Annotated in this window: 20 protein-coding genes and 1 tRNA gene; 1 reads left to right on the forward strand and 20 read right to left on the reverse strand. The window is 71.0% G+C overall.

Annotated features, from left to right (window positions below; translation table 11 throughout):
* Positions 1-54 precede the first annotated feature (54 nt).
* The 4 genes from MRBLMI1_RS03650 to polA form a co-directional block, all read right to left on the reverse strand.
* A complete protein-coding gene (locus MRBLMI1_RS03650; RefSeq protein WP_367726778.1) occupies positions 55-1,389 on the reverse strand; it encodes an MFS transporter in 1,335 nt (444 codons plus the stop codon).
* Positions 1,386-2,456: an LLM class flavin-dependent oxidoreductase gene (locus MRBLMI1_RS03655; protein ID WP_367726779.1), complete on the reverse strand. Its 1,071-nt coding sequence runs from the start codon at positions 2,454-2,456 to the stop codon at positions 1,386-1,388. The genes MRBLMI1_RS03650 and MRBLMI1_RS03655 overlap by 4 nt, the downstream gene beginning before the upstream one ends.
* Before the next feature lie 98 nt (positions 2,457-2,554).
* On the reverse strand, positions 2,555-4,231 hold the full coding sequence (locus MRBLMI1_RS03660; RefSeq protein ID WP_367726780.1) for a DUF885 domain-containing protein: 1,677 nt from the start codon (positions 4,229-4,231) through the stop codon (positions 2,555-2,557).
* A 228-nt stretch (positions 4,232-4,459) separates the two neighbouring features.
* Positions 4,460-7,096, reverse strand: a complete 2,637-nt coding sequence (gene polA / locus MRBLMI1_RS03665; protein WP_367726781.1) for a DNA polymerase I — start codon at positions 7,094-7,096, stop codon at positions 4,460-4,462.
* Positions 7,097-7,155: 59 nt separating this feature from the next.
* Between polA and MRBLMI1_RS03670 the strand changes: the two genes are divergently transcribed.
* Positions 7,156-7,587, forward strand: a complete 432-nt coding sequence (locus tag MRBLMI1_RS03670) for a hotdog fold thioesterase (RefSeq protein WP_367726782.1) — start codon at positions 7,156-7,158, stop codon at positions 7,585-7,587.
* 62 nt (positions 7,588-7,649) lie between these two features.
* On the opposite strand, the gene MRBLMI1_RS03675 is transcribed toward MRBLMI1_RS03670, so the two are convergent.
* The 16 genes from MRBLMI1_RS03675 to rpe all read right to left on the reverse strand — a co-directional run bounded on the left by MRBLMI1_RS03675 (position 7,650) and on the right by rpe (position 24,203).
* Entirely contained in the window at positions 7,650-8,270 is a 621-nt protein-coding gene (locus MRBLMI1_RS03675; protein ID WP_367726783.1) for an ANTAR domain-containing response regulator, read from the reverse strand.
* Between the two features lie 81 nt (positions 8,271-8,351).
* A tRNA-Leu gene (locus MRBLMI1_RS03680) sits at positions 8,352-8,432 on the reverse strand.
* 80 nt (positions 8,433-8,512) lie between these two features.
* A complete protein-coding gene (gene pyk / locus MRBLMI1_RS03685) occupies positions 8,513-9,964 on the reverse strand; it encodes a pyruvate kinase (protein ID WP_367726784.1) in 1,452 nt (483 codons plus the stop codon).
* A gap of 53 nt (positions 9,965-10,017) precedes the next feature.
* Positions 10,018-11,484 carry a glutamate synthase subunit beta gene (locus MRBLMI1_RS03690; RefSeq protein ID WP_367726785.1) on the reverse strand — a complete coding sequence of 489 codons (1,467 nt, stop codon included), beginning with the start codon at positions 11,482-11,484 and terminating at the stop codon, positions 10,018-10,020.
* A complete protein-coding gene (gltB, locus tag MRBLMI1_RS03695) occupies positions 11,477-16,057 on the reverse strand; it encodes a glutamate synthase large subunit (protein ID WP_367726786.1) in 4,581 nt (1,526 codons plus the stop codon). The genes MRBLMI1_RS03690 and gltB overlap by 8 nt, the downstream gene beginning before the upstream one ends.
* 58 nt (positions 16,058-16,115) lie before the next feature.
* A complete protein-coding gene (gene lgt / locus MRBLMI1_RS03700; RefSeq protein ID WP_367726787.1) occupies positions 16,116-17,120 on the reverse strand; it encodes a prolipoprotein diacylglyceryl transferase in 1,005 nt (334 codons plus the stop codon).
* A 10-nt stretch (positions 17,121-17,130) separates the two neighbouring features.
* Positions 17,131-17,922 (reverse strand): tryptophan synthase subunit alpha, encoded by a 792-nt coding sequence (gene trpA / locus MRBLMI1_RS03705; RefSeq protein ID WP_367726788.1) that lies wholly within the window; start codon positions 17,920-17,922, stop codon positions 17,131-17,133.
* Positions 17,919-19,244: a tryptophan synthase subunit beta gene (trpB, locus tag MRBLMI1_RS03710; RefSeq protein ID WP_367727593.1), complete on the reverse strand. Its 1,326-nt coding sequence runs from the start codon at positions 19,242-19,244 to the stop codon at positions 17,919-17,921. The genes trpA and trpB overlap by 4 nt, the downstream gene beginning before the upstream one ends.
* A gap of 2 nt (positions 19,245-19,246) precedes the next feature.
* Positions 19,247-20,023, reverse strand: coding sequence for an indole-3-glycerol phosphate synthase TrpC (gene trpC, locus MRBLMI1_RS03715; RefSeq protein WP_367726789.1), 777 nt, complete (start codon positions 20,021-20,023; stop codon positions 19,247-19,249).
* Positions 20,024-20,025: 2 nt separating this feature from the next.
* Complete coding sequence (locus tag MRBLMI1_RS03720) at positions 20,026-20,256, reverse strand: DUF6704 family protein (RefSeq protein WP_367726790.1); 231 nt, start codon at positions 20,254-20,256, stop codon at positions 20,026-20,028.
* Between the two features lie 280 nt (positions 20,257-20,536).
* A complete protein-coding gene (locus MRBLMI1_RS03725; RefSeq protein WP_367726791.1) occupies positions 20,537-21,127 on the reverse strand; it encodes a Trp biosynthesis-associated membrane protein in 591 nt (196 codons plus the stop codon).
* On the reverse strand, positions 21,127-21,474 hold the full coding sequence (gene hisI, locus MRBLMI1_RS03730) for a phosphoribosyl-AMP cyclohydrolase (protein WP_367726792.1): 348 nt from the start codon (positions 21,472-21,474) through the stop codon (positions 21,127-21,129). The genes MRBLMI1_RS03725 and hisI overlap by 1 nt, the downstream gene beginning before the upstream one ends.
* Positions 21,471-22,235: an imidazole glycerol phosphate synthase subunit HisF gene (gene hisF, locus MRBLMI1_RS03735; RefSeq protein WP_367726793.1), complete on the reverse strand. Its 765-nt coding sequence runs from the start codon at positions 22,233-22,235 to the stop codon at positions 21,471-21,473. The genes hisI and hisF overlap by 4 nt, the downstream gene beginning before the upstream one ends.
* Positions 22,235-23,077, reverse strand: coding sequence for an ATP phosphoribosyltransferase (gene hisG / locus MRBLMI1_RS03740; protein ID WP_367726794.1), 843 nt, complete (start codon positions 23,075-23,077; stop codon positions 22,235-22,237). Before hisG ends, hisF begins: the two co-directional genes overlap by 1 nt.
* Positions 23,078-23,123: 46 nt before the next feature.
* Complete coding sequence (locus MRBLMI1_RS03745) at positions 23,124-23,387, reverse strand: phosphoribosyl-ATP diphosphatase (protein ID WP_367726795.1); 264 nt, start codon at positions 23,385-23,387, stop codon at positions 23,124-23,126.
* Positions 23,388-23,531: 144 nt separating this feature from the next.
* On the reverse strand, positions 23,532-24,203 hold the full coding sequence (gene rpe, locus MRBLMI1_RS03750; protein WP_367726796.1) for a ribulose-phosphate 3-epimerase: 672 nt from the start codon (positions 24,201-24,203) through the stop codon (positions 23,532-23,534).
* Between the last annotated feature and the right edge of the window lie 133 nt (positions 24,204-24,336).

Raw genomic sequence — 24,336 nt, forward strand, 5'->3', positions numbered from 1 at the left:
CCTGGGGCGGGCCAGTCGCGGACCCGAACGACGGACGACGCGGGCGGGCCGGACCTAGGACAGCGCCCGACCGCGCTGCTCCCGCAGGCACAGCGCCGCGACGACCGCGACGGCGAAGAACGCCGCGAAGACGACGAACAGCAGCGGCGCTCCCCCGGCGGTCAGCAGCGGCGGCACGGCGAGCGGCGCGGCGATAGAGGCGATCCGGCCGATCCCGGCGGCCCAGCCCGACCCGGTGGCGCGGAGCACCGTCGGATAGGCCTCAGGCGTCGCCGCGTACAGCGCGCCCCAGGCGCCCAGGTTGAAGAACGACAACGCCATCCCCGCCGCGATCACGGCGACCTCGCCCGAGGCGGTGCCGAAGAGCACGGCCGCGACGGCGGACCCGGCGAGGAACGTCGCCAGCGTCGCGCGACGCCCCCACGCCTCGATGAGCCACGCGGCCACCGCGTACCCGGGCAACTGCGCCAGCGTGATGATGAGGGTGAAGCCGAACGAGCGGACGAGGTCGTACCCCTGGGCGACGAGGATCGTCGGGATCCAGATGAACGCGCCGTAGTACGAGAAGTTCACGCAGAACCACAGCACCCACAGGCTCGCGGTGCGCCCGCGGAGCGCCGGAGCCCACAGGGCCCCCACCCGCGACCGCGTCGACGGCGCCTCCTCCCCCGCGACCGCGGGGGCGGGCGACAGCGAGACGCGTCCGGCCGCGGCCTCGAAGTCGCGGACGATGACGGACGCCTCCTCCTCGCGGCCGCGCGAGGCGAGCCAGCGCGGCGACTCGGGCAGCCCCCACCGCACGAACAGCGCATACGCGGCGGGCACCGCGCCGATCGCGAACGCCCAGCGCCAGCCGTCCGGCGACGACGGCACGACGAGGAAGCCGATGAGCGCCGCCGCCGTCCAGCCGACCGCCCAGAACGCTTCGAGGAAGACGATGAGACGCCCGCGGATGCGCGCGGGGGCGAACTCGCTGACGTAGGTCGAGGCGACCGGCAGCTCGGCACCGAGCCCGAGGCCGACGATGAACCGCAGCACCAGCAGGGCCGCCAGGCCCCCGACCAGCGCGCTCGCGCCCGTCGCCACGCCGTACACGAGCAGCGTGAGCGCGAAGACGTGCCGACGGCCGAAGCGGTCCGCGAGGAGCCCGCCGAGGCTCGCCCCGATCGCCATCCCCGCGAAGCCCGCCGACGCGATCCAGGACGCCTGCCCCGGCGCGAGCTGCCACTGCACGCTCAGGGCCGCGATGATGAACGAGATGAGGCCCACGTCCATGGCATCCAGGGCCCATCCGAGACCCGACCCGCCCAGGAGCCGGGCGTGCCGGCGCGTGAACGGCAGGGCGTCGAGGCGTTCGGACACCCGGACGGTGTCGGTGGTCGTGGTCACCGGATGCCGTGGGCGTCGACCGACGCGGGGGTCTCGGCGAGCATCTCCTCGACGAGGGGACGCACCTTCGTGCCGTACAGCTCGATGCTCGACAGGAGCCGCTCGTGCGAGATCGACCCGCTCGCGATCTTCATCTGGAACCGCGAGTTGCCCAGCGCCCGCACGGTCGCGGCGATCTTGCGCGCGACGGTCTCGGGCGACCCGACGTACATCGACCCCTCGGGGCCCACGTCGTGCTGGAAGCGCATGCGGTTGTACTCCGGCCAGCCGCGTTCCCGGCCGATCGTGTTGTTGAGCTCGGCGACGCCCTCGAACGCCTCGTCCCAGGCCTGCTGGTCGGTCTCGGCGACGTGGCCGGGCGAATGCACCGAGATCGGCATCTGCGGCTTGCCCAGCTCCGCGAGCGAACGGCGGTAGAGATCCGCGTAGGGGCGGAAGCGGGCAGCCGAGCCGCCGATGATCGCGAGGACCATGCCGTAGCCGTAGCGCGCGGTGCGCACGACCGACTCCGGGGAGCCGCCGACACCCACCCACGCGGTCAGGCCCGTCTCGGTCTTCGGGTAGACGTCGGCGTCCTGGAGCGCGGGTCGTGTGCGGCCCGACCAGGTGACGGGCTTCTCGGTCAGCAGGTGGGAGAACAGTTCGAGCTTCTCTTCGAACAGCTGCTCGTAGTCGGCGAGGTCGTAGCCGAAGAGGGGGAAGGACTCGATGAACGACCCACGACCGAGGATGACCTCGGCGCGGCCGTTCGAGATGGCATCCAGCGTCGCGAAACGCTCGTACACGCGCACGGGGTCGTCGCTCGAGAGCACCGTCACCGCGGTGCCGAGGTGGATGTCCTTCGTGCGCGCGGCGGCCGCGGCCAGGACGATCTCGGGGCTCGTGACGGCGAAGTCCTTGCGGTGGTGCTCCCCCACGCCGAAGAACGAGAGGCCGACCTCGTCCGCCAGGACCGCCTGATCGACGACGTTGCGGATGGTCTGCGCGTCGGACAGCAGCGACCCGTCGGGGGCTCGTGAGATGTCTCCGAAGGTGTCGAGGCCGAGCTCGAGGGAACGAACGTCCATGGGGTCTCCTTGCATTCGGATGAATGAACTTTACGCGACGGCGGACTATTCCCCCGTATCGCCGAGAGGCGCCGCCCCGGGGACGCCCCTCGGGAGGATCACGCGGATGCCAGCGCGGCGCGCAGCGTGTCGAGGCCAACGCCGCCGATGTCGAGCGCGCGCTTGTGGAACTCCTTCATCGAGAAGCGCTCCCCTGCTCGCTCCTGGTACTCGTCGCGCACCTGCTCCCAGATCCGCTGACCGACCTTGTAGGCGGGCGCCTGTCCCGGCCAACCGAGATACCGGTTCACCTCGAAGCGGACGAACTGCTCGGACATGTTGACGTTGCGCAGCATGAACGCGAGCGCGTAGTCGTGGTCCCACGTGCCCTCGCCGTCCAGGCGCGGCTTGCCGAGGTGGACGCCGATGTCGAGCACGACACGGGCCGCGCGCATGCGCTGACCGTCGAGCATGCCGAGACGGTCGGCGGGGTCGTCGAGATAGCCGAGCTGCTCCATGAGACGCTCGGCGTACAGCGCCCAGCCCTCCGCGTGGCCGCTCGTACCGGCCAGCAGACGCCGCCACGAGTTGAGCTCGGCCCGGTTGTAGACCGCCTGCGCGATCTGGAGGTGATGGCCCGGGACGCCCTCGTGGTAGACGGTCGTCAGCTCGCGCCAGGTGTCGAAGCTGTCGACGCCCTCCGGCACCGACCACCACATGCGACCGGGACGGGAGAAGTCGTCGGTCGGGCCGCTGTAGTAGATGCCGCCCTCGTTGGTCGGGGCGATCATGCACTCGAGACGGCGGATGGGCTGCGGGATGTCGAAGTGGCTGCGACCGAGCTCCTCGACGGCGCGGTCGCTCGTCCGCTGCATCCATTCCTGCAGCGCCGCCGTGCCGTGCAGCTTGCGGGACTCGTCCTTCTCGAGGAAGGCGACGGCCTCCTCGACGCTGGCGCCCGGCAGGATCTCGTTCGCGATCGACTCCTGCTCGGCCACCATGCGGGCCAGCTCCTGCACGCCCCACTCGTACGTCTCGTCGAGGTCGATCTCGGCGCCGAGGAATCCGCGGGAGAACAGCCCGTAGAGGTCGCGGCCGACGCCGTCCGTCTGGCCGGCCGCGGGCTTCAGCTCGTTCGAGAGGAAGGCGGCGAGGTCGTTGTAGGCGACGCGGGCGGCGCCGGCGTGGGCGTCGAGGTCGCGGGCCAGCGAGGCCGGGAGCTGCCCCTCGTCGGGAGCGGCCTCGCCCACGAAGGAGGCGAAGAAGCCGGTGTCGGACGTGTACCGCGCGATCTGCGTGACGACCTCGCGCACCTGGCGTTCGGCGGGCACGACGCCGCGCGCGATGCCTTCGCGCAGGGTGGCGATGTAGCCGTCGATCGCGCCGGGAAGGGCCTTCAGACGGGTGGAGATCGTCGACCAGTCGTCGACCGTCGCGGTCGGCATGAGGTCGAACACGGCACGGATGTCCTGCGCCGGGGAAGCGATGACGTTCAGGTCGCGCAGGTGCGTCTGGGCCTCGTGCAGCTCGACGTGCAGGTCCAGCTCGCGCCCCAGGTCCATCTTGGTGACCTCGTCGACGGCGTCGACGGCGTCCGCGTTCTGCAGGGCGGCCTTCGTCGCGCGGGCCTGGTCGGCGAGCTCCTCGGATCCGTCGGGGCTGTAGTCGCCGAAGCGGTCGTTGTACTCGAAGCGCCCGATGTAGGTCGCGAGCGTGGGACGACGCTCGGCCAGGGTGTCCACCCACGCGTCCGCGATCGTGTCGATCGGCGTGGGAGTGCGTTGTGCATCAGTCATGCACCGAGCCTAGGGAAGCCGCGCGACCCAGGCCAGCCGGGGGCGGAGGCTTGCGGCAGCCGCGCCCGCTCACCCGCGCGCGCTCGACCACGCCGAGGGCCGGGGGCCGCGCCCGCTCACCCGCGCGCGCTCGACCACTCCGAGGGCCGAGCCCGGCAGCCGTGCCCGCTCATCCGCGGCCGCTCGACCACACGAAGGGCCCGGGGCCGGAGGTGTGCGGAGCCGGCCTCAGTGCCCCGCCTCGTCCCAGTCCCCGCCGCGGCCGATCTGCACGTCCAGCGGCACGCTGAGGTCGGCGGCGTCGGCCATCCGGGCGCGGACGATCTGCTCCACGGCATCCCACTCCCCCGATGCGATCTCCACGACGAGCTCGTCGTGGATCTGCAGGAGAACGCGAGAGCGCAGGCCCGCCGCCACGAGCTCGTCGCGGATGCGGTACAGCGCGATCTTCATGATGTCGGCGGCGCTGCCCTGGATGGGGGCGTTCAGCGCCGCACGCTCGGCGTTCTCGCGCAGCACGCGGTTCATGCTGGTGAGGTCGGGGAACGGACGGCGGCGGCCGAAGATCGTCTCGGTGTAGCCGTCCTGGCGAGCCTGCTCCACGGAGCCGCGGAGGTAGTCGCGCACCGCGCCGAAGCGCGCGAAGTACTCGAGCATGAGCTTCTTGGCCTCGGACTGCTCGATGCGCAGCTGCTTGGAGAGGCCGAACGCCGACAGGCCGTAGACGAGGCCGTACGACATCGCCTTGACCTTCGTGCGCATGGCCGGGGTGACGTCCTCGGGCTCGACGCCGAAGACGCGCGCGCCGACGAAGCGGTGCAGGTCCTCGCCGGAGTTGAACGCCTCGATCAGCCCGGGGTCGCCGGAGAGGTGCGCCATGATGCGCATCTCGATCTGCGAGTAGTCCGCCGTCAGCAGCGTCTCGTAGCCGTCGCCGACTTCGAAGGCGGCGCGGATGCGACGGCTCTCGGACGTGCGGATCGGGATGTTCTGCAGGTTCGGGTCTGTGCTGGACAGCCGGCCCGTCTGGCTGCCGGTCTGCACGTACGTCGTGTGGATGCGGCCGTCCGGACCCGTCGCGGTGTCGAGGGCGTCGATGATCTGCTTGAGCTTGGTCGCCTCGCGGTGCTTGAGCAGGAGGTCGAGGAAGGGGTGCGGGGCGGACTCCTGCAGGTCGGCGAGGGCGGCGGCATCCGTCGTGTACCCGCTCTTGGTCTTGCGGGTCTTGGGCAGTTGCAGCTCGTCGAACAGCACCTCCTGCAGCTGCTTCGGCGACCCGAGGTTGACCTCGTGCCCGATCGCCGCGTACGCCTGCTCGGCCAGCCCGTCGGCGCGCGCAGCGAGCTCCGCCGAGAAGGACGACAGCTTCTCGTGCGACACCGCGACGCCCGCGAGCTCCATGTCGGCCAGGGCCGAGAGGGTGGGCAGCTCGATCTCGTCGAGCACGCCGCCGACGCGGTCGGGGAGCTCGTCGCGCTGAGCCTCGGCGACCCGCCGCACGAACCACGACAGCTGGCCCGGCGTGGCCCCGTCGTTCTCGGGAACGAGCTGGGTGGGGTCGGCCTCGGGCAGCTTCTCGCCCAGATACCGGTCGACGAGGTCGGCGAGGGTCTTGTCGGGGAAGCTCGGACGCACCAGCCAGCCCGCGAGGATGACGTCGAACGCGACGCCCGCCACGTGCACGCCCTGGCGCCCCAGCGCCTTGATCTGCGGCTTGGCGTCGGCGAACACCTTCGGGGCCTCCGAGGAGAGCCACGGGGCCAGCGCGTCGCGAGCGTCGTCGGACCATGACGTCTCGGCGGCGCGGTCGGCGACGGCCACGCCGATGCCCGTCGGAGCGCCCCCGGCGACCGTCACGGTCACCCCGACCGGGCCCTCGGCGGAGGCGAGCCACGCGGCCAGACTCGCGGCGTCGAGGTGCTCGGCCGTCGGCGCCTGCGCCACCGGCAGCGGCTCCTCCGCGTCGGCGGGGTCTGCTCCGATCGCGTCGAACACCCGCGGCAGGAGCGTGCGGAACTCCAGGCGGGCGAAGATGTCGCGCACGGCCTGCGCGTCCATCGGCTGCAGCGCGAGGTCGGACGGCGTCACCGGCAGCTCGACGTCGGTCAGCAGGCGGTTCAGCGACCGGTTGCGGCGGACGGCGTCGAGATGCTCCCGCAGGTTGTTGCCGACCACGCCGGTGACCTTGTCGGCGTTCTCGAGCAGCGCGTCGAGCGACCCCCACTGGTTCAGCCATTTGACCGCGGTCTTCTCGCCGACCTTGGGCACGCCCGGCAGGTTGTCGCTGGTCTCGCCGACGAGCGCGGCGATGTCCGGGTAGTTGACCGGGGGCAGCCCGTACTTCTCGATCACGGCGGCGGTGTCGTATCGCTTCAGCTGCGACACGCCCTGCACGTTCGGGTAGAGCAGCGTCACGTCCTCGGTCACGAGCTGGATCGTGTCGCGGTCGCCCGAGCACACGAGCACCGAGAAGCCCTCGGCCGCCCCCTGCGTGGCGAGCGTCGCGAGGATGTCGTCGGCCTCGAAGTCCTCTTTGGTGAGCACCGGCACGCCCATGGCGCGCAGACAGTCCTGCAGCAGCGGGATCTGCCCCTTGAACTCGGACGGCGACTCGCTGCGGTTCGCCTTGTACTCGCTGTACTCCCGCGTGCGGAACGACTGCCGCGACGTGTCGAACGCCACCGCGAGGTGGGTGGGCTTCTCGGCCTTGACGAGGTTGACGAACATCGACAGGAAGCCGTAGATGCCGTTGGTGTGCTGGCCGTCCTTCGTCGAGAAGTTGTCGACCGGCAGCGCGTAGAACGCCCGGTAGGCCAGCGAGTGGCCGTCGACGACGAGGAGAGTAGGCTTTTCGGCATCCGTCACTCGTCCAGCGTAACGAGAACCTCGGACACTCCCCTGGCCCCGGCACCTCGAAGGCGATGATGACGACCACGACCCCCGACTCCCCCTCCGGCCTCGACTGGGCGAAGCTGCGCGGAATGGGCGCCCTCGCCGAGAAGATGGGCATCGAATGGGTCGAGTTCTCGGTGGAGCGCAGCGTCGCCACGATGCCCGTCGAGGGCAACACGCAGCCCGTCGGACTGCTGCACGGCGGCGCCTACGTGGTGCTCGGCGAGTCCCTCGGCTCGATGTCGGCCAACCTCTGGGCCGGCCCCGGACGACTGGCCGTCGGCATCGACATCAACGCCACGCACACGCGGTCCGCCACCTCGGGGATCGTCACGGGGGTCTGCACCCCGGTCCACCTCGGCCGGTCGCTCACCGTGCACGAGATCGCCGTGTCCGACGAGCAGGGACGTCGCTGCTCGACGATCCGCATCACGAACATGATCAAGGACGCCCCCAGCGCCTGACATCGCCGGGAAAGGCGAATGGATGCCACCGAGGTGGCATCCATTCCGTGTCTCTGGGGGGCTCAGCCCTTCTTGGGGGCGAGCTGCTCGATGATGGCCTTGGCCACGTCCTGCATCGTCAGACGACGATCCATCGACGCCTTCTGGATCCAGCGGAAGGCCTCGGGCTCGGACAGGCCCATCTTCTCGTTGAGCAGGCCCTTGGCGCGGTCGACGAGCTTGCGGGTCTCGAAGCGCTCGACCATGTCGGCGACCTCCGCCTCGAGCGTGATGATCTGCTCGTAGCGGGCGAGGGCGATCTCGATCGCCGGGAGCAGGTCGTTCGGCGTGAACGGCTTGACGACGTACGCCAGGGCGCCCGCCTCGCTCGCGCGCTCGACGAGCTCCTTCTGGCTGAACGCGGTCAGCAGCACGACGGGGGCGATGTGGTTCTTGCTGAGCTTCTCGGCGGCGCTGATGCCGTCGAGCTGCGGCATCTTGACGTCCATGATGACGAGGTCGGGGCGCAGCTCCGTGGCGAGCTGGACCGCGGTCTCCCCGTCGCCGGCCTCGCCGACGACGTCGAAGCCGTTGTCGCGGAGGATCTCGACGATGTCGAGTCGGATCAACGACTCGTCTTCCGCGACGACGACGCGGCGGGGTGCGGTGGGCGCGGACGCCGGTGCGGCTTCTTGATCAGTCACGTGAACCATCCTAAGACTGCGAGAGCGCGAACCCCCGGGATGCCCGGGGTGCGATAGGGCTGACGGTTCGTGCCGTCATCGTACCGGTGGTGGGACTCGAACCCACACGTCTCTCGACAGAGCATTTTGAGTGCCCCGCGTCTGCCATTCCGCCACACCGGCTGAGTGCGCCCCTCGACCCTAACGCAGGGTCGAGGGGCGCCGTGGGCCGCGCACCGGCGGAGGGTGCGCGGCGTCGAAGGTCAGACGCCTTCCTCCTGGTAGCCCGGAGCCGCGCCGTGCACGGCGTCGCCCACGCGGTGGACGCGCAGGTCGTTGGTCGAGCCGGCGATCCCGGGAGGGGACCCGGAGATGACGACGACCTTGTCGCCGACCTTGGCGAGGTCGTTCGACAGGAGGTAGTCGTCCACCTGGAGGAACATCTTGTCGGTGTGCGACACGTGCTCGACGAGCGTCGAGCGCACGCCCCACGTCAGCGCCAGGCGGCGGCGGATGCCGGGCTCGGGCGTGAACGCGATCATCGGGATCGTCGAGCGCAGGCGCGACATGCGGCGCGCCGAGTCGCCCGACTCGGTGAAGACGCAGAGGTACTTGGCCTCGACGAAGTCGGCGACCTCGACCGCGGCGAGGGTGATCGCGCCACCCTGGGTGCGCGGCTTGTTCGTCAGCGGGAGGATGCGGTCCAGGCCGTGCTCCTCCGTGGAGGCGACGATGCGGGCCATGGTCTCGACGACGCCCACCGGGTAGGCGCCCACGCTGGTCTCCCCCGAGAGCATGACCGCGTCGGCACCGTCGAGCACCGCGTTCGCGACGTCGCTGGTCTCGGCGCGGGTCGGCACCGGGTTCGAGATCATCGTCTCGAGCATCTGGGTCGCGACGATGACCGGCTTGGCCATGCGGCGGGCCAGCTCGACCGCGCGCTTCTGCACGATCGGCACGGCCTCCAGCGGCAGCTCGACGCCGAGGTCGCCGCGGGCGACCATGATGCCGTCGAAAGCGTCGATGATCTCCTCGAGGTTGTCGACCGCCTGCGGCTTCTCGATCTTGGCGATGACGGGGACGTAGCGCCCCTCCTCCGCCATGATCTCGTGCACCCGCTCGATGTCCGAGGCGTCCCGGACGAAGGAGAGCGCGATGAGGTCGGCGCCGGCCTTCAGGCCCCAGCGCAGGTCGGCCTCGTCCTTCTCGCTGAGCGCGGGGACGTTGACCGCGACACCGGGGAGGTTGATGCCCTTGTTGTTGGACACCGGGCCACCCACGACGACCTCGGTGGTGACGACGGTGCCGTCGGTCTCCACGACGCGGACGCGGACCTTGCCGTCGTCGATCAGCAGGAAGTCGCCGGGGCGGACGTCCTGCGGCAGGCCCTTGAAGGTGGTGCCGACGATCTCCTTGGTGCCGAGGATGTCCTCGACGGTGATCTTGAAGATGTCGCCGGGGAGGAGGTCGTGCGGGCCGTTCTCGAACTTGCCGAGGCGGATCTTGGGCCCCTGCAGGTCGACGAGGGCGGCGACCGGCCGGCCGGCGTCCTCTGCCGCCTTGCGCACATTGGCGAAGTTGGCGTCGTGCACGGAGTAGTCTCCGTGGCTCAGGTTGAGGCGGGCGACGTCCACACCGGCGTCGATGATGGCGCGAACCATCTCGTACGACGACGTGGCGGGCCCGAGTGTTGCGACGATCTTGGCGCGTCTCATCCGTTTACAAGCTCCGTGAGGATTCGGGTAGTGGCCGATCGGCCCTTGCCAGCTTAGGCGGGCAGCAGGCCGATGGCGACATCGGTCGGGCGGACCGGCGCGGGCAGCACCGTCTCGCCCATCAGGTAGGTGTCGACCTCGGCGGCGGCCGCACGGCCCTCGGCGATGGCCCACACGATGAGGGACTGGCCGCGGCCGGCGTCGCCGGCGACGAACACGCCCGGAGCCGACGTCGCGTACGTCTGGTCGCGCTCGACGTTCCCGCGGTCGGTGAAGCGGGCGCCCAGCTGGTCCTCGAGGTGCGTGCGCTCGGGCCCGGTGAAGCCCATCGCGATCAGCACGAGGTCGGCGGGGATCTCCCGCTCGGTGCCGCTCTTGGGCACGCGACGGCCGTCGACGTACTCCGTCTCGGCGACGCGCAGGGCCCGGACCTCGCCCGCGGCGTTGCCGAGGAACTCGACGGTGGACGCCAGGTACGTGCGCTCCCCGCCCTCCTCGTGCGCCGACGCGACCTCGAAGAGGTTCGGCATCATCGGCCACGGCTGGTGGGCCGGGCGCTCGGACGGCGGCTGCACGCCGATGGCGAGGTTCGTGACGCTGAGCGCGCCCTGACGGTGCGCCGTGCCGATGCAGTCCGCGCCGGTGTCGCCGCCGCCGATGACGACGACGTGCTTGCCCTCGGCGGAGATCTGCTGCGGGATCTGGTCGCCCGCGACCGCCTTGTTGCCCTCGATGAGGTACTCCATGGCGTAGTGGACGCCGTCGAGGTCGCGACCGGGGATGGCCAGGTCGCGCGGGACGGTGGCGCCCGTGGCGACCACGACCGCGTCGTAGCGCGCGCGCAGGTCGCTCCAAGTGATGTCGCGGCCGATCTCGACGCCCGCGCGGAAGCGGGTGCCCTCGGCCTGCATCTGCCGCAGGCGGAGCTCGAGGTGGCGCTTCTCCATCTTGAAGTCCGGGATGCCGTAGCGCATCAGGCCGCCGATGCGGTCGTCGCGCTCGTACACCGCCACCGTGTGGCCGGCGCGCGTCAGCTGCTGGGCGGCGGCCAGGCCCGCGGGGCCGGAGCCGACGACCGCGACCGTCTTGCCCGTGAGACGCTGCGGCGGCTCGGGCTCGACCCAGCCGTTGGCGAACGCCTCGTCGATGATCGAGACCTCGACCTGCTTGATCGTCACCGCGGGCTGGTTGATGCCCAGCACGCACGAGCTCTCGCACGGCGCCGGGCACAGGCGGCCCGTGAACTCCGGGAAGTTGTTCGTCGCGTGCAGACGCTCGATCGCCGAGCGCCCCTCCCCGCGCCAGGTGAGGTCGTTCCACTCGGGGATCAGGTTCCCGAGCGGGCAGCCCTTGTGGCAGAACGGGATGCCGCAGTCCATGCAGCGTCCGGCCTGGCGCTTGATGACGGCCGAGTCACCCGGCTCGTACACCTCTTTCCAGTCCATGATGCGCACCGGCACCGGTCGACGCTTCGGGAGCTCGCGCTCCGTGGTCTTGAGAAAGCCCTTCGGGTCAGCCACCCGTCACCTCCAGAATGCGCGTCCAGACGACGTCGCCGTCGGGGTCCAGCCCCTGGTCGACCGCCTCCTGGCGGGTCTGCAGCACCGCGGCGTAGTCGCGCGGCAGGACCCGGACGAAGTTGTCCACCTCGGCCTCGAAGTCGTCGAGCAGACGACGGGCGAGCGTGGAGTCGGTTTCGGCGACGTGCTTCTCGAGCAGGTCGCGCAGGATCTCGGCATCCCCCGATCCGAGGGCGCCGAGGACGAGCTCGCCGGATGCCACGGCCTCGCGGTTCACCAGGTCGGTGTCGAGCTTGTAGACGTATGCCTGTCCGCCGGACATGCCCGCGCCGAGGTTGCGGCCGGTGGTGCCGAGGATGACGGCCAGACCACCGGTCATGTACTCGAGCGCGTGGTCGCCGACGCCCTCGACCACCGCGGTGGCCCCGGAGTTGCGGACGAGGAAGCGCTCGCCCACGACGCCGTTCAGGAACATCTGCCCCTGGGTGGCGCCGTAGCCGATGACGTTCCCGGCGATGACGTTCTCGGACGCCGCGAAGGTCGATCCGCGCGACGGGCGCACGACGATCTTGCCGCCCGAGAGGCCCTTGCCGACGTAGTCGTTGGAGTCGCCCTCGAGGCGCAGCGTGATGCCCGCGGGCATGAACGCGCCGAACGACTGCCCCGCGGACCCGGTGAGCCGGATGTCGATGGAGCCGTCGGGCAGGCCGTGCTCGCCCCGCGCCTTCGTGACGTGGTGGCCGAGCATGGTCCCGACCGCGCGAGCGGTGTTGCGGACCGGCAGCTCGATCGTCAGCTGCCCGCCGTGGGCGATGACGTCCTGCGCGCGTTCGATGAGCTGCACGTCGAAGTGCTCGTCCAGCTCGTGGTCCTGGTCGCGGCCGTGGCGACGCGGCTCGTCGTCGGCGAAGCGCGGGCCCTCGAGGATCGGGGCGAGGTTGAGACCCCGCGCCTTCCAGTGCTCGACCGCGCCGTTGACGTCCAGCAGCTCGCTGTGGCCGACGATCTCGTCGATGGAGCGGAAGCCGAGGGCGGCGAGGTACTCGCGCACCTCCTGGGCGATGAATTCCATGAAGTTCACGATGTACTCGGCCTTGCCGGTGAAGCGCGAGCGCAGGACGGGGTTCTGCGTCGCGACACCCACCGGGCACGTGTCGAGGTGGCACACGCGCATCATGATGCAGCCCGAGACGACGAGCGGGGCGGTGGCGAAGCCGAACTCCTCGGCGCCCAGCAGCGCCCCGATGATGACGTCGCGGCCGGTCTTCATCTGCCCGTCGACCTGCACGACGACGCGGTCGCGCATGCCGTTGAGCATGAGCGTCTGCTGCGTCTCGGCCAGGCCCAGCTCCCAGGGGGTGCCGGCGTGCTTCAGCGAGTTCATCGGGCTCGCGCCCGTGCCGCCGTCCTGACCGGAGACGAGGATGACGTCGCTGAGCGCCTTGGCGACGCCGGCCGCGACCGCACCGATGCCCGACTGGCTGACGAGCTTGGTGTGGATGCGGGCCTTCGGGTTGGCGCGCTTGAGGTCGAAGATCAGCTGCTTGAGGTCTTCGATGGAGTAGATGTCGTGGTGCGGCGGCGGCGAGATCAGGCCGACGCCGGCCGTGGCGTGACGCGTCCGCGCGACCCACGGGTACACCTTCGTCGGGGGCAGCTGGCCGCCCTCGCCGGGCTTGGCGCCCTGGGCGAGCTTGATCTGGATGTCGTCCGCCTCGGTGAGGTAGAGGCTCGTCACGCCGAAACGACCGGATGCCACCTGCTTGATCGCACTGCGACGCGTCGGGTCGAGCAGGCGGTCGACGTCCTCGCCGCCCTCACCGGTGTTCGATTTGCCGCCGAGCTGGTTCATCGCGACCGCGAGGACCTCGTGCGCCTCCTGCGAGATGGAGCCGTAGCTCATCGCGCCGGTGGAGAAGCGCTTGACGATCGCGGAGACGGGCTCCACCTCGTCGATCGGCACGGGCGGACGCTGGCCGCTGCGCAGCTCGAAGAGGCCGCGGAGCGTCTTGAGCTCGTGCGCCTGGTCGTCGATGAGGGCGGTGTACTCGCGGAAGATGTCGTATCGGCGCTCGCGCGTGGCGTGCTGCAGGCGGAACACGGTGTCCGGGTTGAACAGGTGCGGGGCGCCGTCGCGGCGCCACTGGTACTCGCCGCCGGTCCAGAGACGCTCGTGCGCGCGGGCCGCGCCATCCTCCGGGTAGGCGTACTCGTGCCGGGCCGCGTTCTCGGCCGCGATGACGTCGAGGCCGACGCCGCCGAGCTTGGTCTCGGTACCCGTGAAGTACGCGTCGACGAACTCCTGCGAGAGTCCGACGGCCTCGAACACCTGCGCGCCCGCGTAGGACGACACCGTCGAGATGCCCATCTTCGACATGATCTTGAGCACGCCCTTGCCGAGCGCGTAGATGAGGTTCTTGACCGCCTTCTCGGGGGTCACGTTGGTGATGTAACCGGCCCGGACGAGGTACTCGACCGTCTCCATCGCCAGGTACGGGTTGACCGCCGAGGCGCCGTACCCGATCAGGGTCGCGATGTGGTGGACCTCGCGCACGTCGCCCGCCTCGACCACGAGGCCGACCTTCATGCGGGTCTGCTTGCGGATGAGGTGGTGGTGCACCGCGGCGAGCATGAGCAGCGACGGGATGGGCGCGAGGTCCTTGTTCGAGTCGCGGTCGCTGAGCACGATGAACTCGGCGCCGTCCTCGATCGCGTGGTCGACCTCGTTGCACATCTGCGTGAGGCGCTTCTGCAGGCCCTTGTGACCGGCCTCGACACGGTAGAGACCGCGGATCGTGACCGACGACCGCCCGGGCAGGGCGGTGTCGATGTGCTGGATCTTCGCGAGCTCGTCGTTGTCGATCACCGGGAAGTCGAGCGTCACCGTGCGGGTGTGCTCCGGGCCCCAGTCCAGGAGGTTGCGCTCCGGACCCAGGCCGAGCGAGAGCGAGGTCACGACCTCCTCGCGGATGGAGTCCAGCGGCGGGTTCGTCACCTGGGCGAACTGCTGCAGGAAGTAGTCGAACAGCAGGCGCGGGCGCTCGCTGAGCACGGCGACGGGCGCATCGCTGCCCATGGCCCCGAGGGGCTCGGTGCCGTTCTGTCCCATGGGCGTGAGGAGGATGCGCACCTCCTCCTCGGTGTAGCCGAAGGTGCGCTGACGGCGCGTGATCGAGGCGATGGGGTGCACGATGTGCTCGCGCTCCGGCAGCTCGCTGAGCTTGACGCGGCCCTTGTCGAGCCACTCCTGCCACGGCTCGGCGGCGGCAAGCTGCGCCTTGATCTCCTCGTCCTCGACGATGCGGCCTTCGGCGGTGTCGACGAGGAACATGCGGCCCGGCTGCAGGCGCCCGCGGCGCTTGATGCGCTCGGGCGCGAAGTCCAGCACGCCGGTCTCGGAGCCGATGACCACGAGGCCGTCGGTCGTCTCGGTCCAACGGCCGGGACGCAGACCGTTGCGGTCCAGCGTCGCACCCACGAGGGTGCCGTCGGTGAAGATGAGCGCGGCCGGACCGTCCCAGGGCTCCATCTGCATGGAGTGGTAGTCGTAGAAGGCACGGAGGTCGGCGGGGATCGTCGCCTGCTTCTCGTACGCCTCGGGGACCATCATCATGATGGCGTGGGGCAGGCTGCGGCCGGTGAGGGTCAGGAGCTCCAGCACCTCGTCGAACGAGGCCGAGTCGCTCGCGCCCTCGGTGCAGATGGGCAGCAGCGGCTGGATGTCGCCGATGAGCTCGGACTCCAGCTGCGACTGCCGCGCCCGCATCCAGTTGCGGTTGCCCTTGACGGTGTTGATCTCGCCGTTGTGCGCGAGCATGCGCAGCGGCTGGGCCAGCGGCCACGACGGGAACGTGTTCGTCGAGTAGCGCGAGTGCACCACGGCCAGCTCGGACGCGAAACGCTCGTCCTGGAGGTCGGGGTAGAACGGCTCGAGCTGCAACGTCGTGACCATGCCCTTATAGCCGAGCGTGCGGCTGGACAGGGAGACGAAGTAGGCGTCGAGCTCGTTGCGGGCGCGCTTGCGCAGGCGGAAGACGCGGCGGTCCAGCGCGATGCCCGACAGGGCCGGCTGGTCGCCGACGGCCGGGTGCGAGACGAAGAGCTGCTCGAAGGCGGGGCGGGCCTCGAAGGCCAGCTTGCCGAGGTTCTCGGGCTCGACCGGCACCTCGCGCCAGCCGAGGACCTCGAGGTTCTCGCTACGGGCGATGCGCTCGATCCCGGCCTTCTGCGCGGCGCGCTCGTCGTGTCCGAGGGGCAGGAAGACCATGCCCGCGGCGTACTCCCCCACCGGCGGCAGGTCGAAGTCGACGACCGCCCGGAGGAACGCGTCCGGCATCTGCGTGAGGATGCCGGCACCGTCGCCGGTGCCCGCGTCCGAGCCGATGGCACCGCGGTGCTCGAGGTTGCGGAGCGCCGTCAGCGCGAGGTCGATGATGTCGTGGCCGGCCTCGCCCCGGAGGGTCGCGACCATCGCCAGACCGCAGGCGTCCTTCTCGAACGACGGGTCGTACATGCCCTGACGGGCGGGGAATGCGCCACCGACGGCGCCGGAACGGAGGCTCGAGGAAGCCATACCAACCGTCCTCACTTGCTGCTGCTGCTGGGGATGGGACGACGTCGGCCCAGTGGAGTCATTTCGTCGAGGAGCTGCTTGTGGCGCTGGTCTCGACGCGGTCGTTCGTCGCGGGCGGCTCGCTCACGTCGACGAAGTCAGAGGGGTCGGTTGAGTCTACAGCCCCGCTGCCCTTGGCTTCGCGCCCGGGCACGTACGGCGAGGGCTCCAGACCCGGGTGGCGTCGCTTCTGGACGACGATGATCGCCAGGCCGAGGACGACGCCGATGATCGCGGCCCACACGTTGGTGCGCAGGCCGAGGATGATGTCGCTCGGGTCGATGCGGATGGATTCCCAGACGATGCGGCCCGCGGAGTACCAGACGAGGTACACGCCGAACAGGCGTCCCCACTGCAGGCCGAAGCGCTTGCCGACGTACAGGATGACGGCGGCGCCGAGCAGGTTCCAGATGACCTCGTAGAGGAAAGTCGGCTGGAAAAGCGTGCCCGATGGCAGCCCGACGGGGACGGCCGGGTTGTTCGCGTCGATCTCCAGGCCCCACGGCAGGTCCGTCGGCTGTCCGAACAGCTCCTGGTTGAACCAGTTGCCGAAGCGGCCCATGGCCTGCGCGATGATCAGACCCGGCGCGACCGCGTCGGCGAAGGTCCAGAACCGGATGCCGGTCCACTTGCAGCCGAGGTACGCGCCGATGGCGCCGCCGATGAGCGCGCCGTAGATGGCGATGCCGCCCTCCCAGATCGCCCAGACCGAGCCCGGCTCGAAGGGGTTCCAGGGGTTCGAGCCCGGACCGAAGTAGTACCCGGCGTGCGTGAGGACGTGGTAGATCCGCGCGACGACGATCGCCAGGGGCACCGCCAGCAGGCAGATGTCGATGACGACCCACTTCTCCGCGCCGCGACGCGTCAGGCGCGCGTTGGTGAGGAAGAGCGCCACGATGATGCCCGCGACGATGCACAGGGCGTAGAAGTGGATGCGCAGGGGGCCGAGGTCGACGTACGAGATCGACGGACTCGGGATGCTGGCGAGCACGCCGGAGGCGGCGCTCGGGAGGGCGAACGTCATGGGAACGAGTTTAGGCGCGCCGCGCGGTGCCGGCGGACAGCTCGCCCGCCAGAGCGCGCAGCCCGTCCACACCGCCGTCGCGGAGGGCCTTGACCAGCGCCGTCCCGACGATGGCCCCGTCGGCGTACTCGACGACGCCGGCCACCTGGGCGGCGTTGGAGATCCCGATGCCCACGCACGCGTGCTCGGCGCCGTGGGTGCGCAGGCGCTCCACGAGGCGCCGGGCGGCGGCATCCAACTCCGCCCGCTCCCCCGTGATGCCCATCGTCGACACCGTGTACACGAACCCGCGGGACTCGCGGACGATCATCTCGAGGCGCTCGTCGGTCGATGTCGGGGCGGCGAGGAACACGCGGTCCAGGCCGCGGCTCTCGCTCGCGGCGATCCACTCGTCGGCCGCGTCGGGCGTGATGTCCGGCGTGATCAGCCCGGCGCCGCCGGCGGCGAGCAGCTCGTCGGCGTACCGCTCGACGCCGTACTGCACGACCAGGTTCCAGTAGGTCATGACGAGCACGGGGACGTCGGTGCGCGCGGTGACCTCGCGGATGATCGTGAAGAGGTCGCGCATGCGGAAGCCGTTGGCCAGCGCCGTCTGCGTCGCCTCCTGGATCACGATGCCGTCCATCACCGGGTCGCTGTAGGGCGGACCCAGCTCGATGACGTCCGCACCGGCCTCCGCCAGGGCGACGACGGCTTCGATGCTCGTGGCGACGTCGGGGTACCCCGCGGGGAGGTAGCCGACGAACGCGCCGCGGCCCTCGGCATGGGCGGCGTCGATGGCCGCCGAGACGCGCGAACTCACAGCTCGACTCCGGCACCGCTGGCCGCGTCGGGCGCCGGGACGACGTCCACGGGCGAGCCGGGAGCGGATGCCACGGCTCCCGCGGCCGCCGTCTGCGCGGGGCCGTCGGGGGTCTCGGGCGCGTGCGCCGCGTCGTACAGGTCGAAGTAGCGGGCGGCGGTGTCCATGTCCTTGTCGCCGCGACCGGACAGGTTGACCGCGATGACGGCATCCGGCCCGAGCTCCTTGCCGATGCGCAGGGCACCGGCCAGGGCGTGGGCCGACTCGATCGCGGGGATGATCCCCTCGGTGCGCGAGAGCAGACGGAGCGCCTGCATGGCCTCGTCGTCGGTGGCGGGGATGTACTGGGCCCGGCCGATGTCGGCGAGCCACGCGTGCTCGGGTCCGACGCCCGGGTAGTCGAGGCCGGCGGAGATCGAGTGCGACTCGGTGGTCTGCCCGTCCTCGTCCTGCAGCACGTAGGTGCGCGCGCCGTGCAGCACGCCCGGACGGCCCCGGCCGATGGATGCCGCGTGCTTGGGCGTGTCCACGCCGTCGCCGGCCGCCTCGACGCCGTACAGGGCCACGCCCTCGTCGTCGAGGAACGCGTCGAACATCCCAATCGCGTTCGAGCCGCCGCCGACGCAGGCGAACACCGCGTCGGGGAGACGGCCGAGCCGCTCGAGGAACTGCGCGCGGGTCTCCTCGCCGATGATCTTCTGGAAGTCGCGGACCATCGCCGGGAACGGGTGCGGACCCGCCGCCGTGCCGAAGACGTAGTTCGTCGTCTCGACCGAGGCGACCCAGTCGCGGTAGGCCTCGTTGATGGCGTCCTTCAGCGTGCGCGACCCGGTCGTGACCGGCACCACCTCGGCCCCGAGCAGGCGCATACGGGCGACGTTGAGCGCCTGGCGCTCGGTGTCGACCTCGCCCATGTAGACGACGCACTCGAGGCCGAACAGCGCGGCCGCCGTCGCGGTGGCCACGCCGTGCTGACCCGCCCCGGTCTCGGCGATGACGCGCGTCTTGCCGAGGCGCTTGGTGAGCAGCGCCTGGCCCAGCACGTTGTTGATCTTGTGCGAGCCGGTGTGGTTGAGGTCCTCGCGCTTGAGGAACACGCGCGCGCCCCCGGCGTGGGCGGCGAACCTCGGAACCTCGGTCAGCACCGACGGGCGGCCGGCGTAGTCGTGCAGCAGCGCGCGCAGCTCGGCGTGGAACTCCGGGTCGGCCATGGCCGACTCGTACACCTCGGTGAGCTCGTCGATCGCGGCGATCAGCGACTCGGGCATGTAGCGGCCGCCGAAGTCCCCGAAGAAGGGGCCCTTCTGCTCGCGCAGGCTGATGGTCATGCGGACTCCTGGAGGAAGGCGCGCAGTGTCGCGACGGGGTCGCCCGTGACGAGCGCCTCCCCCACGAGCACCACGTCGGCGCCGGCGGCGCGGTAATGGGCGACGTCGGCCGGGGCGAGCACGGCCGACTCGGCGATCTTGACGGCGTCGGCCGGGAAGCGGTCGGCGAGCGTGCCGAACAGGTCGCGGTCGAGCTCGAAGGTCGAGAGGTTGCGGGCGTTGACACCGATGAGCTTCGCGCCCAGCTCGGACGCGCGGGACAGCTCGTCGGCCGAGTGGGTCTCGACGAGGGCGGTCATGCCGAGGTCGGTCACCAGCCCGTACAGCTCGGTGAGCGTCTTCTGGTCGAGCGCGGCGACGATCAACAGCACGAGATCGGCGCCGGAGGCGCGCGCCTCCAGCACCTGGTACGGCGTGGCGATGAAGTCCTTGCGCAGCACCGGCACGGACACCGCTGCCCGCACGGCCTCGAGGTCGGCGAGGCTGCCCTTGAACTTGCGGCCCTCGGTCAGCACCGAGATCGCGGAGGCCCCGCCCTCCTCGTACAGGCGCGCCTGACGGGCCGGGTCCGGGATGGCGGCGAGGTCGCCGCGCGACGGGCTGGCGCGCTTGACCTCGGCGATGACCTTGACGCGGTCGGCGGGGGCGAGCATCGCGAGGGCGTCCCGCGCCGGCGTCTGCGCGAGGGCGTCGCGCTCCACCTCGGCGAGGGGCCGCGTGCGCGCGCGCTCCTCGGCGTCCTCGACTGCTCCGGCCGTCAGATCGGCCAGCACGGTCAGTGCGCCTTCGGGTTCGCCTTGGCGCCGTTCGCGCCGTACCCGGCCTTGGTCATGATGAGACCGACGAGCGCGCCGACGACGAGGAGACCCACCGACGCCCACACGAGCACCGGCATGTTGAGCCAGAAGAACAGCGTGCCGAGCGTGAATGCGACGAGCATGATGATCACGGCCGTCCAGGCGGCGGGCGAGTGTCCGTGGCCGGGATCGCCGATGGGGTTGCTCATGGATCTCCTTCAGGTCGCGCCGCAGCGCGGGTACAAGCGTCGTCCCAGTCTACCGAAGCGGCGCCGCGGGCCCCGCGCCCGCCGGGCCGGTGTTATCGCGACGTCGAACGATCCGGATCCGGCATGCCCGCGGGTGCAGGGGACCCGGTAAACGCTCGCTCGTGGGGGAAACGCCGCATCACGGCGTTTCCCCCACGCCGGAGCGTTTACCGGCCACAGATGCCACCGCGCGACGGATGCCGCGGGCGCGGTGGTGTCGGAGGCGACGCGCGGGCGCGGGTCAGGCGGTCGGATCGTCGCCGCGGGACAGGTCGTCCCACGAGTCGATCGCGTCGTGCGGGCGAGACGTCCCGTCCGCCGCCCCCGCGGTCTCGGTGCGGTACTTCCGCCCGGCGCCGGAGCGCCACCGCCGCGCCGTCACGAGTGTGAAGACCGCGGCGACGGCCAGCAGCATCTGCACGACGAGCGTCAGCGCGGGCCACGGGGTCAGCGAGATGTCCGCGACGAGGTCGGCGACGGCATCCAGTCCCGAGATCCCGGTCGCCTCGGTGACCGTCGCGGCCGTCGCCGACACGGGGGCCGTGAAGAGGATCTGCGCCGTCGAGACGCCGACGATCGCGGCGATCGCGAGACCCAGCACGCCGAACACGTAGCGCAGGACCGGCCCGACGATCGACAGGGCGGCGCCGAGCGCGAGCGCCGCGAGGCTGAGCGGCGTGAGCACCGGCAGCGCGTCCGACCCGGGGACGGACAGGCTCTGCTGCGCCCCGTCGGCGAGGACGACGTCCATCCACGTCTGCGTGGACGAGATCACCCCGAGGGCGCCGGCCAGCAGCATCGCGAGGACCGCGACGGACCGGCCCCGGCGCATCAGCGCTCCCCCACGACCGGCTCGAGGTCGACCGTGTCGAAGCAGGTCCGCGTCCCGGTGTGGCACGCGGCGCCGACCTGGTCCACCTCGATGAGCAGGGTGTCGCCGTCGCAGTCCACGCGAGCGCCCTTGACGAGCTGGATGTGCCCGGACGTGTCGCCCTTGCGCCAGTACTCCTGACGGGAGCGGGACCAGAACGTCACGCGACCGGTGGTCAGCGTGCGGCTGAGGGCCTCGGCATCCATCCACCCGACCATCAGCACCTCGCGCGTGTCGAACTGCTGGACGACGGCGGCGACGAGGCCGTTCGCGTCGTACGTCACCTTCGCGACGGCGTCGGCGTTCATCGGCGGACCTCGATCCCCTCGGCGGCCATGGCGTCCTTGACCTGGGCGACGGTCAGCTGACCGGAGTGGAACACGGATGCCGCGAGCACCGCGTCCGCACCCGCCTGCACGGCCGGGGCGAAGTGCTCCAGCGCGCCCGCGCCGCCCGAGGCGATCACGGGGACCGCGGCCACCTGGCGCATGAGCCGGACCAGCTCCAGGTCGAAGCCCTGCTTGGTGCCGTCGGCGTCGATGGAGTTGACCAGCAGCTCCCCCGCGCCGCGCTCGACGGCCTCGCGCGCCCACTCGAGGGCGTCGAGCGTCGTCTCTGTGCGACCGCCGTGCGTCGTCACGACGAAGCCGGACGGGGTGGATGCCGCCCGCTTGACGTCCAGCGAGAGGACGATCACCTGCGCGCCGAAACGGTCCGCGATCTCGTCCACGAGCTGCGGCCGGGCGATCGCGGCGGAGTTCACGCCGATCTTGTCGGCGCCGACCGCGAGGAGACGCGCGACGTCGTCGGTGGAGCGGACGCCCCCGCCGACGGTCAGCGGGATGAAGACCTGCTCGGCCGTCCGGCGGACCACGTCGTACGTCGTGGCACGCTCGTCCACCGTCGCGGTGACGTCGAGGAAGGTGATCTCGTCCGCGCCCTGGTCGAAGTAGAGCTTCGCCAGCTCGACCGGGTCGCCCATGTCGCGCAGGTCGAGGAAGTTCACGCCCTTCACGACGCGACCGGCCGCGACATCGAGGCACGGGATGATGCGGCGGGCGAGCGTCATCAGAGCCTCGCGGCGAGGATCTCGGTGACGAGGATGGCGCGGGCGCCGATGGCGTACAGCTCGTCCATGACGCGGTTCACGTCGCGGCGCGGGCTCATGACGCGGACGGCCACCCACTCGGGGTCGCGGAGCGGCGAGATCGTCGGCGACTCCAGGCCCGGGGCGACGGCGATCGCCTGCTCGACCAGGTGGGCGGGCAGGTCGTAATCGACGAGCACGTACTTGCGGGCGGCGAGCACCCCGCGCAGGCGGCGCAGCAGCGTCTCGGTGCCCTCGGCCTCGTTCGGGCCCGAGATGAGGACGGCATCCGACTCCAGGAGCACGGGACCGAAGATCTCCAGCCCCGCCTGGCGCAGCGTGGTGCCGGTGGAGACGACGTCCGCGACGGCGTCGGCGACGCCGAGCTGCACGGCGGACTCGACGGCGCCGTCCAGCGGGACGATGTCCACGGCGATGCCGCGCTCGTCGAGGAACGCGTCCACGAGGCCCGGGTAGGCGGTGGCCACACGCAGGCCCTGCAGGTCGGCGACGTCGGAGAAGCGGCCGGGGCGACCGGCGAAGCGGAACGTGGAGCCGGCGAAGCCGAGCGACTCGACCTCGCGCGCGCCGGGCATCCTGGCATCCAGGAGCAGGTCTCGCCCGGTGATGCCGACGTCGAGGGCGCCCGAGCCGACGTAGGTCGCGATGTCGCGGGGGCGGAGGTAGAAGAACTCGACCTCGTTGACGGGGTCGACGGTGTAGAGGTCCTTGGAGTCGCGACGTCCGGTGTACCCGGCCTCCGAGAGCATCTCGGCGGCGGTCTCGGCGAGCGACCCCTTGTTCGGCACGGCGATACGCAGCATGACGGGGGCTTTCGTGTTGGTCGAGCGGGGGGTGGCGGCGGGCGGCTCAGAGATGTCGGTAGACGTCCTCGAGCGACAGGCCCTTCGCGATCATCAGCGTCTGCAGGTGGTACAGCAGCTGCGAGATCTCCTCGGCCGCGGCCGCGTCGGACTCGTACTCCGCGGCCATCCACACCTCGGCGGCCTCTTCGACGATCTTCTTGCCGATCGCGTGCACGCCCGCGTCCAGCTGGGCGACGGTGCCGGATCCGGCGGGTCGGTCGACGGCCTTGGCGCTGAGTTCCGCGAACAGGTCGTCGAAGGTCTTCACCCCTCCAGGCTATCGGGTCGCCGGGGGTGGGGCTGTCGCCGGGCCCGCCGCCACCGGTCCGAGAAACGCTTCCCGCACCGAGGAACGCCCGCACCCGGCGTTTCTCGGCGCAGGGAGCGTTTACCGGCGGGCCGCGCGGGCGGGTCAGTGGTGGTGGCGGGCGGCGGCGGCGCGGAGGGACCGGATCGCACGATCCGGGTCGTCGGCGCCGAACACGGCCGACCCGGCGACGAAGGTGTCCGCCCCCGCCTCCGCGGCCTGGGCGATCGTGGACTCGCCGATGCCGCCGTCGACCTGCAGCCAGACGCGCGCCCCGCGCCGCCGCGCCTCATCCGCGAGCGTGCGGAGCTTCGGCATTGTCTCGGGCATGAACGACTGGCCCCCGAAGCCCGGCTCGACCGTCATGACGAGGATCTGGTCGAACTCGTTGAGCACGTCGAACAGGCTCTCGACGGGGCTGGCCGGCTTGACCGCCACGCCCGCGCGCGCGCCGATCGAGCGCAGCCGGCGGGCGAGGGCGACCGGGGATGCCGCCGCCTCGAGGTGGAAGGTGACGGAGGCGGCGCCCAGCTCGGCGTACTCCGGAGCCCACCGGTCGGGGTCGTCGATCATGAGGTGCACGTCGAGCGGAACGGGACTGGTGTCCTGGATGCGCCCCACCATCTGCGGCCCGAACGTGAGGTTGGGGACGAAGTGGTTGTCCATCACGTCGACGTGGACGAAGTCCGCTCCCGCGATGCGCGCGAGCTCGGCCTCCATGTTCACGAAGTCGGCGGCCAGGATGCTGGGGTTGATGCGCGGGGCGTCGGTGGGCACCCGCCCATTATCCGCGTCGAGGCGGGTCGCCCGTGTGCGCCGGGTGTGCCGCTATTCACCCGCGGCGGCCGCGGCCGTCCCCGCGATCTCCGGGATCGACGCGGTCCTACCGTCGAGATCTCGACCGATGGAG

This window comes from Microbacterium sp. LMI1-1-1.1, assembly GCF_040815675.1.
Lineage (GTDB): Bacteria > Actinomycetota > Actinomycetes > Actinomycetales > Microbacteriaceae > Microbacterium.

Excerpts from the sequence above, each read along its gene's own strand:
- MRBLMI1_RS03655 (WP_367726779.1), bottom strand. The coding sequence starts at position 2,456 with ATGGACGTTCGTTCCCTCGAGCTCGGCCTCGACACCTTCGGAGACATC.
- MRBLMI1_RS03660 (WP_367726780.1), bottom strand. The coding sequence starts at position 4,231 with ATGACTGATGCACAACGCACTCCCACGCCGATCGACACGATCGCGGAC.
- MRBLMI1_RS03670 (WP_367726782.1), top strand. The coding sequence starts at position 7,156 with ATGACGACCACGACCCCCGACTCCCCCTCCGGCCTCGACTGGGCGAAG.
- pyk (WP_367726784.1), bottom strand. The coding sequence starts at position 9,964 with ATGAGACGCGCCAAGATCGTCGCAACACTCGGGCCCGCCACGTCGTCG.
- gltB (WP_367726786.1), bottom strand. The coding sequence starts at position 16,057 with ATGGCTTCCTCGAGCCTCCGTTCCGGCGCCGTCGGTGGCGCATTCCCC.
- lgt (WP_367726787.1), bottom strand. The coding sequence starts at position 17,120 with ATGACGTTCGCCCTCCCGAGCGCCGCCTCCGGCGTGCTCGCCAGCATC.
- MRBLMI1_RS03720 (WP_367726790.1), bottom strand. The coding sequence starts at position 20,256 with ATGAGCAACCCCATCGGCGATCCCGGCCACGGACACTCGCCCGCCGCC.
- MRBLMI1_RS03725 (WP_367726791.1), bottom strand. The coding sequence starts at position 21,127 with ATGCGCCGGGGCCGGTCCGTCGCGGTCCTCGCGATGCTGCTGGCCGGC.
- hisI (WP_367726792.1), bottom strand. The coding sequence starts at position 21,474 with ATGAACGCCGACGCCGTCGCGAAGGTGACGTACGACGCGAACGGCCTC.
- hisF (WP_367726793.1), bottom strand. The coding sequence starts at position 22,235 with ATGACGCTCGCCCGCCGCATCATCCCGTGCCTCGATGTCGCGGCCGGT.
- hisG (WP_367726794.1), bottom strand. The coding sequence starts at position 23,077 with ATGCTGCGTATCGCCGTGCCGAACAAGGGGTCGCTCGCCGAGACCGCC.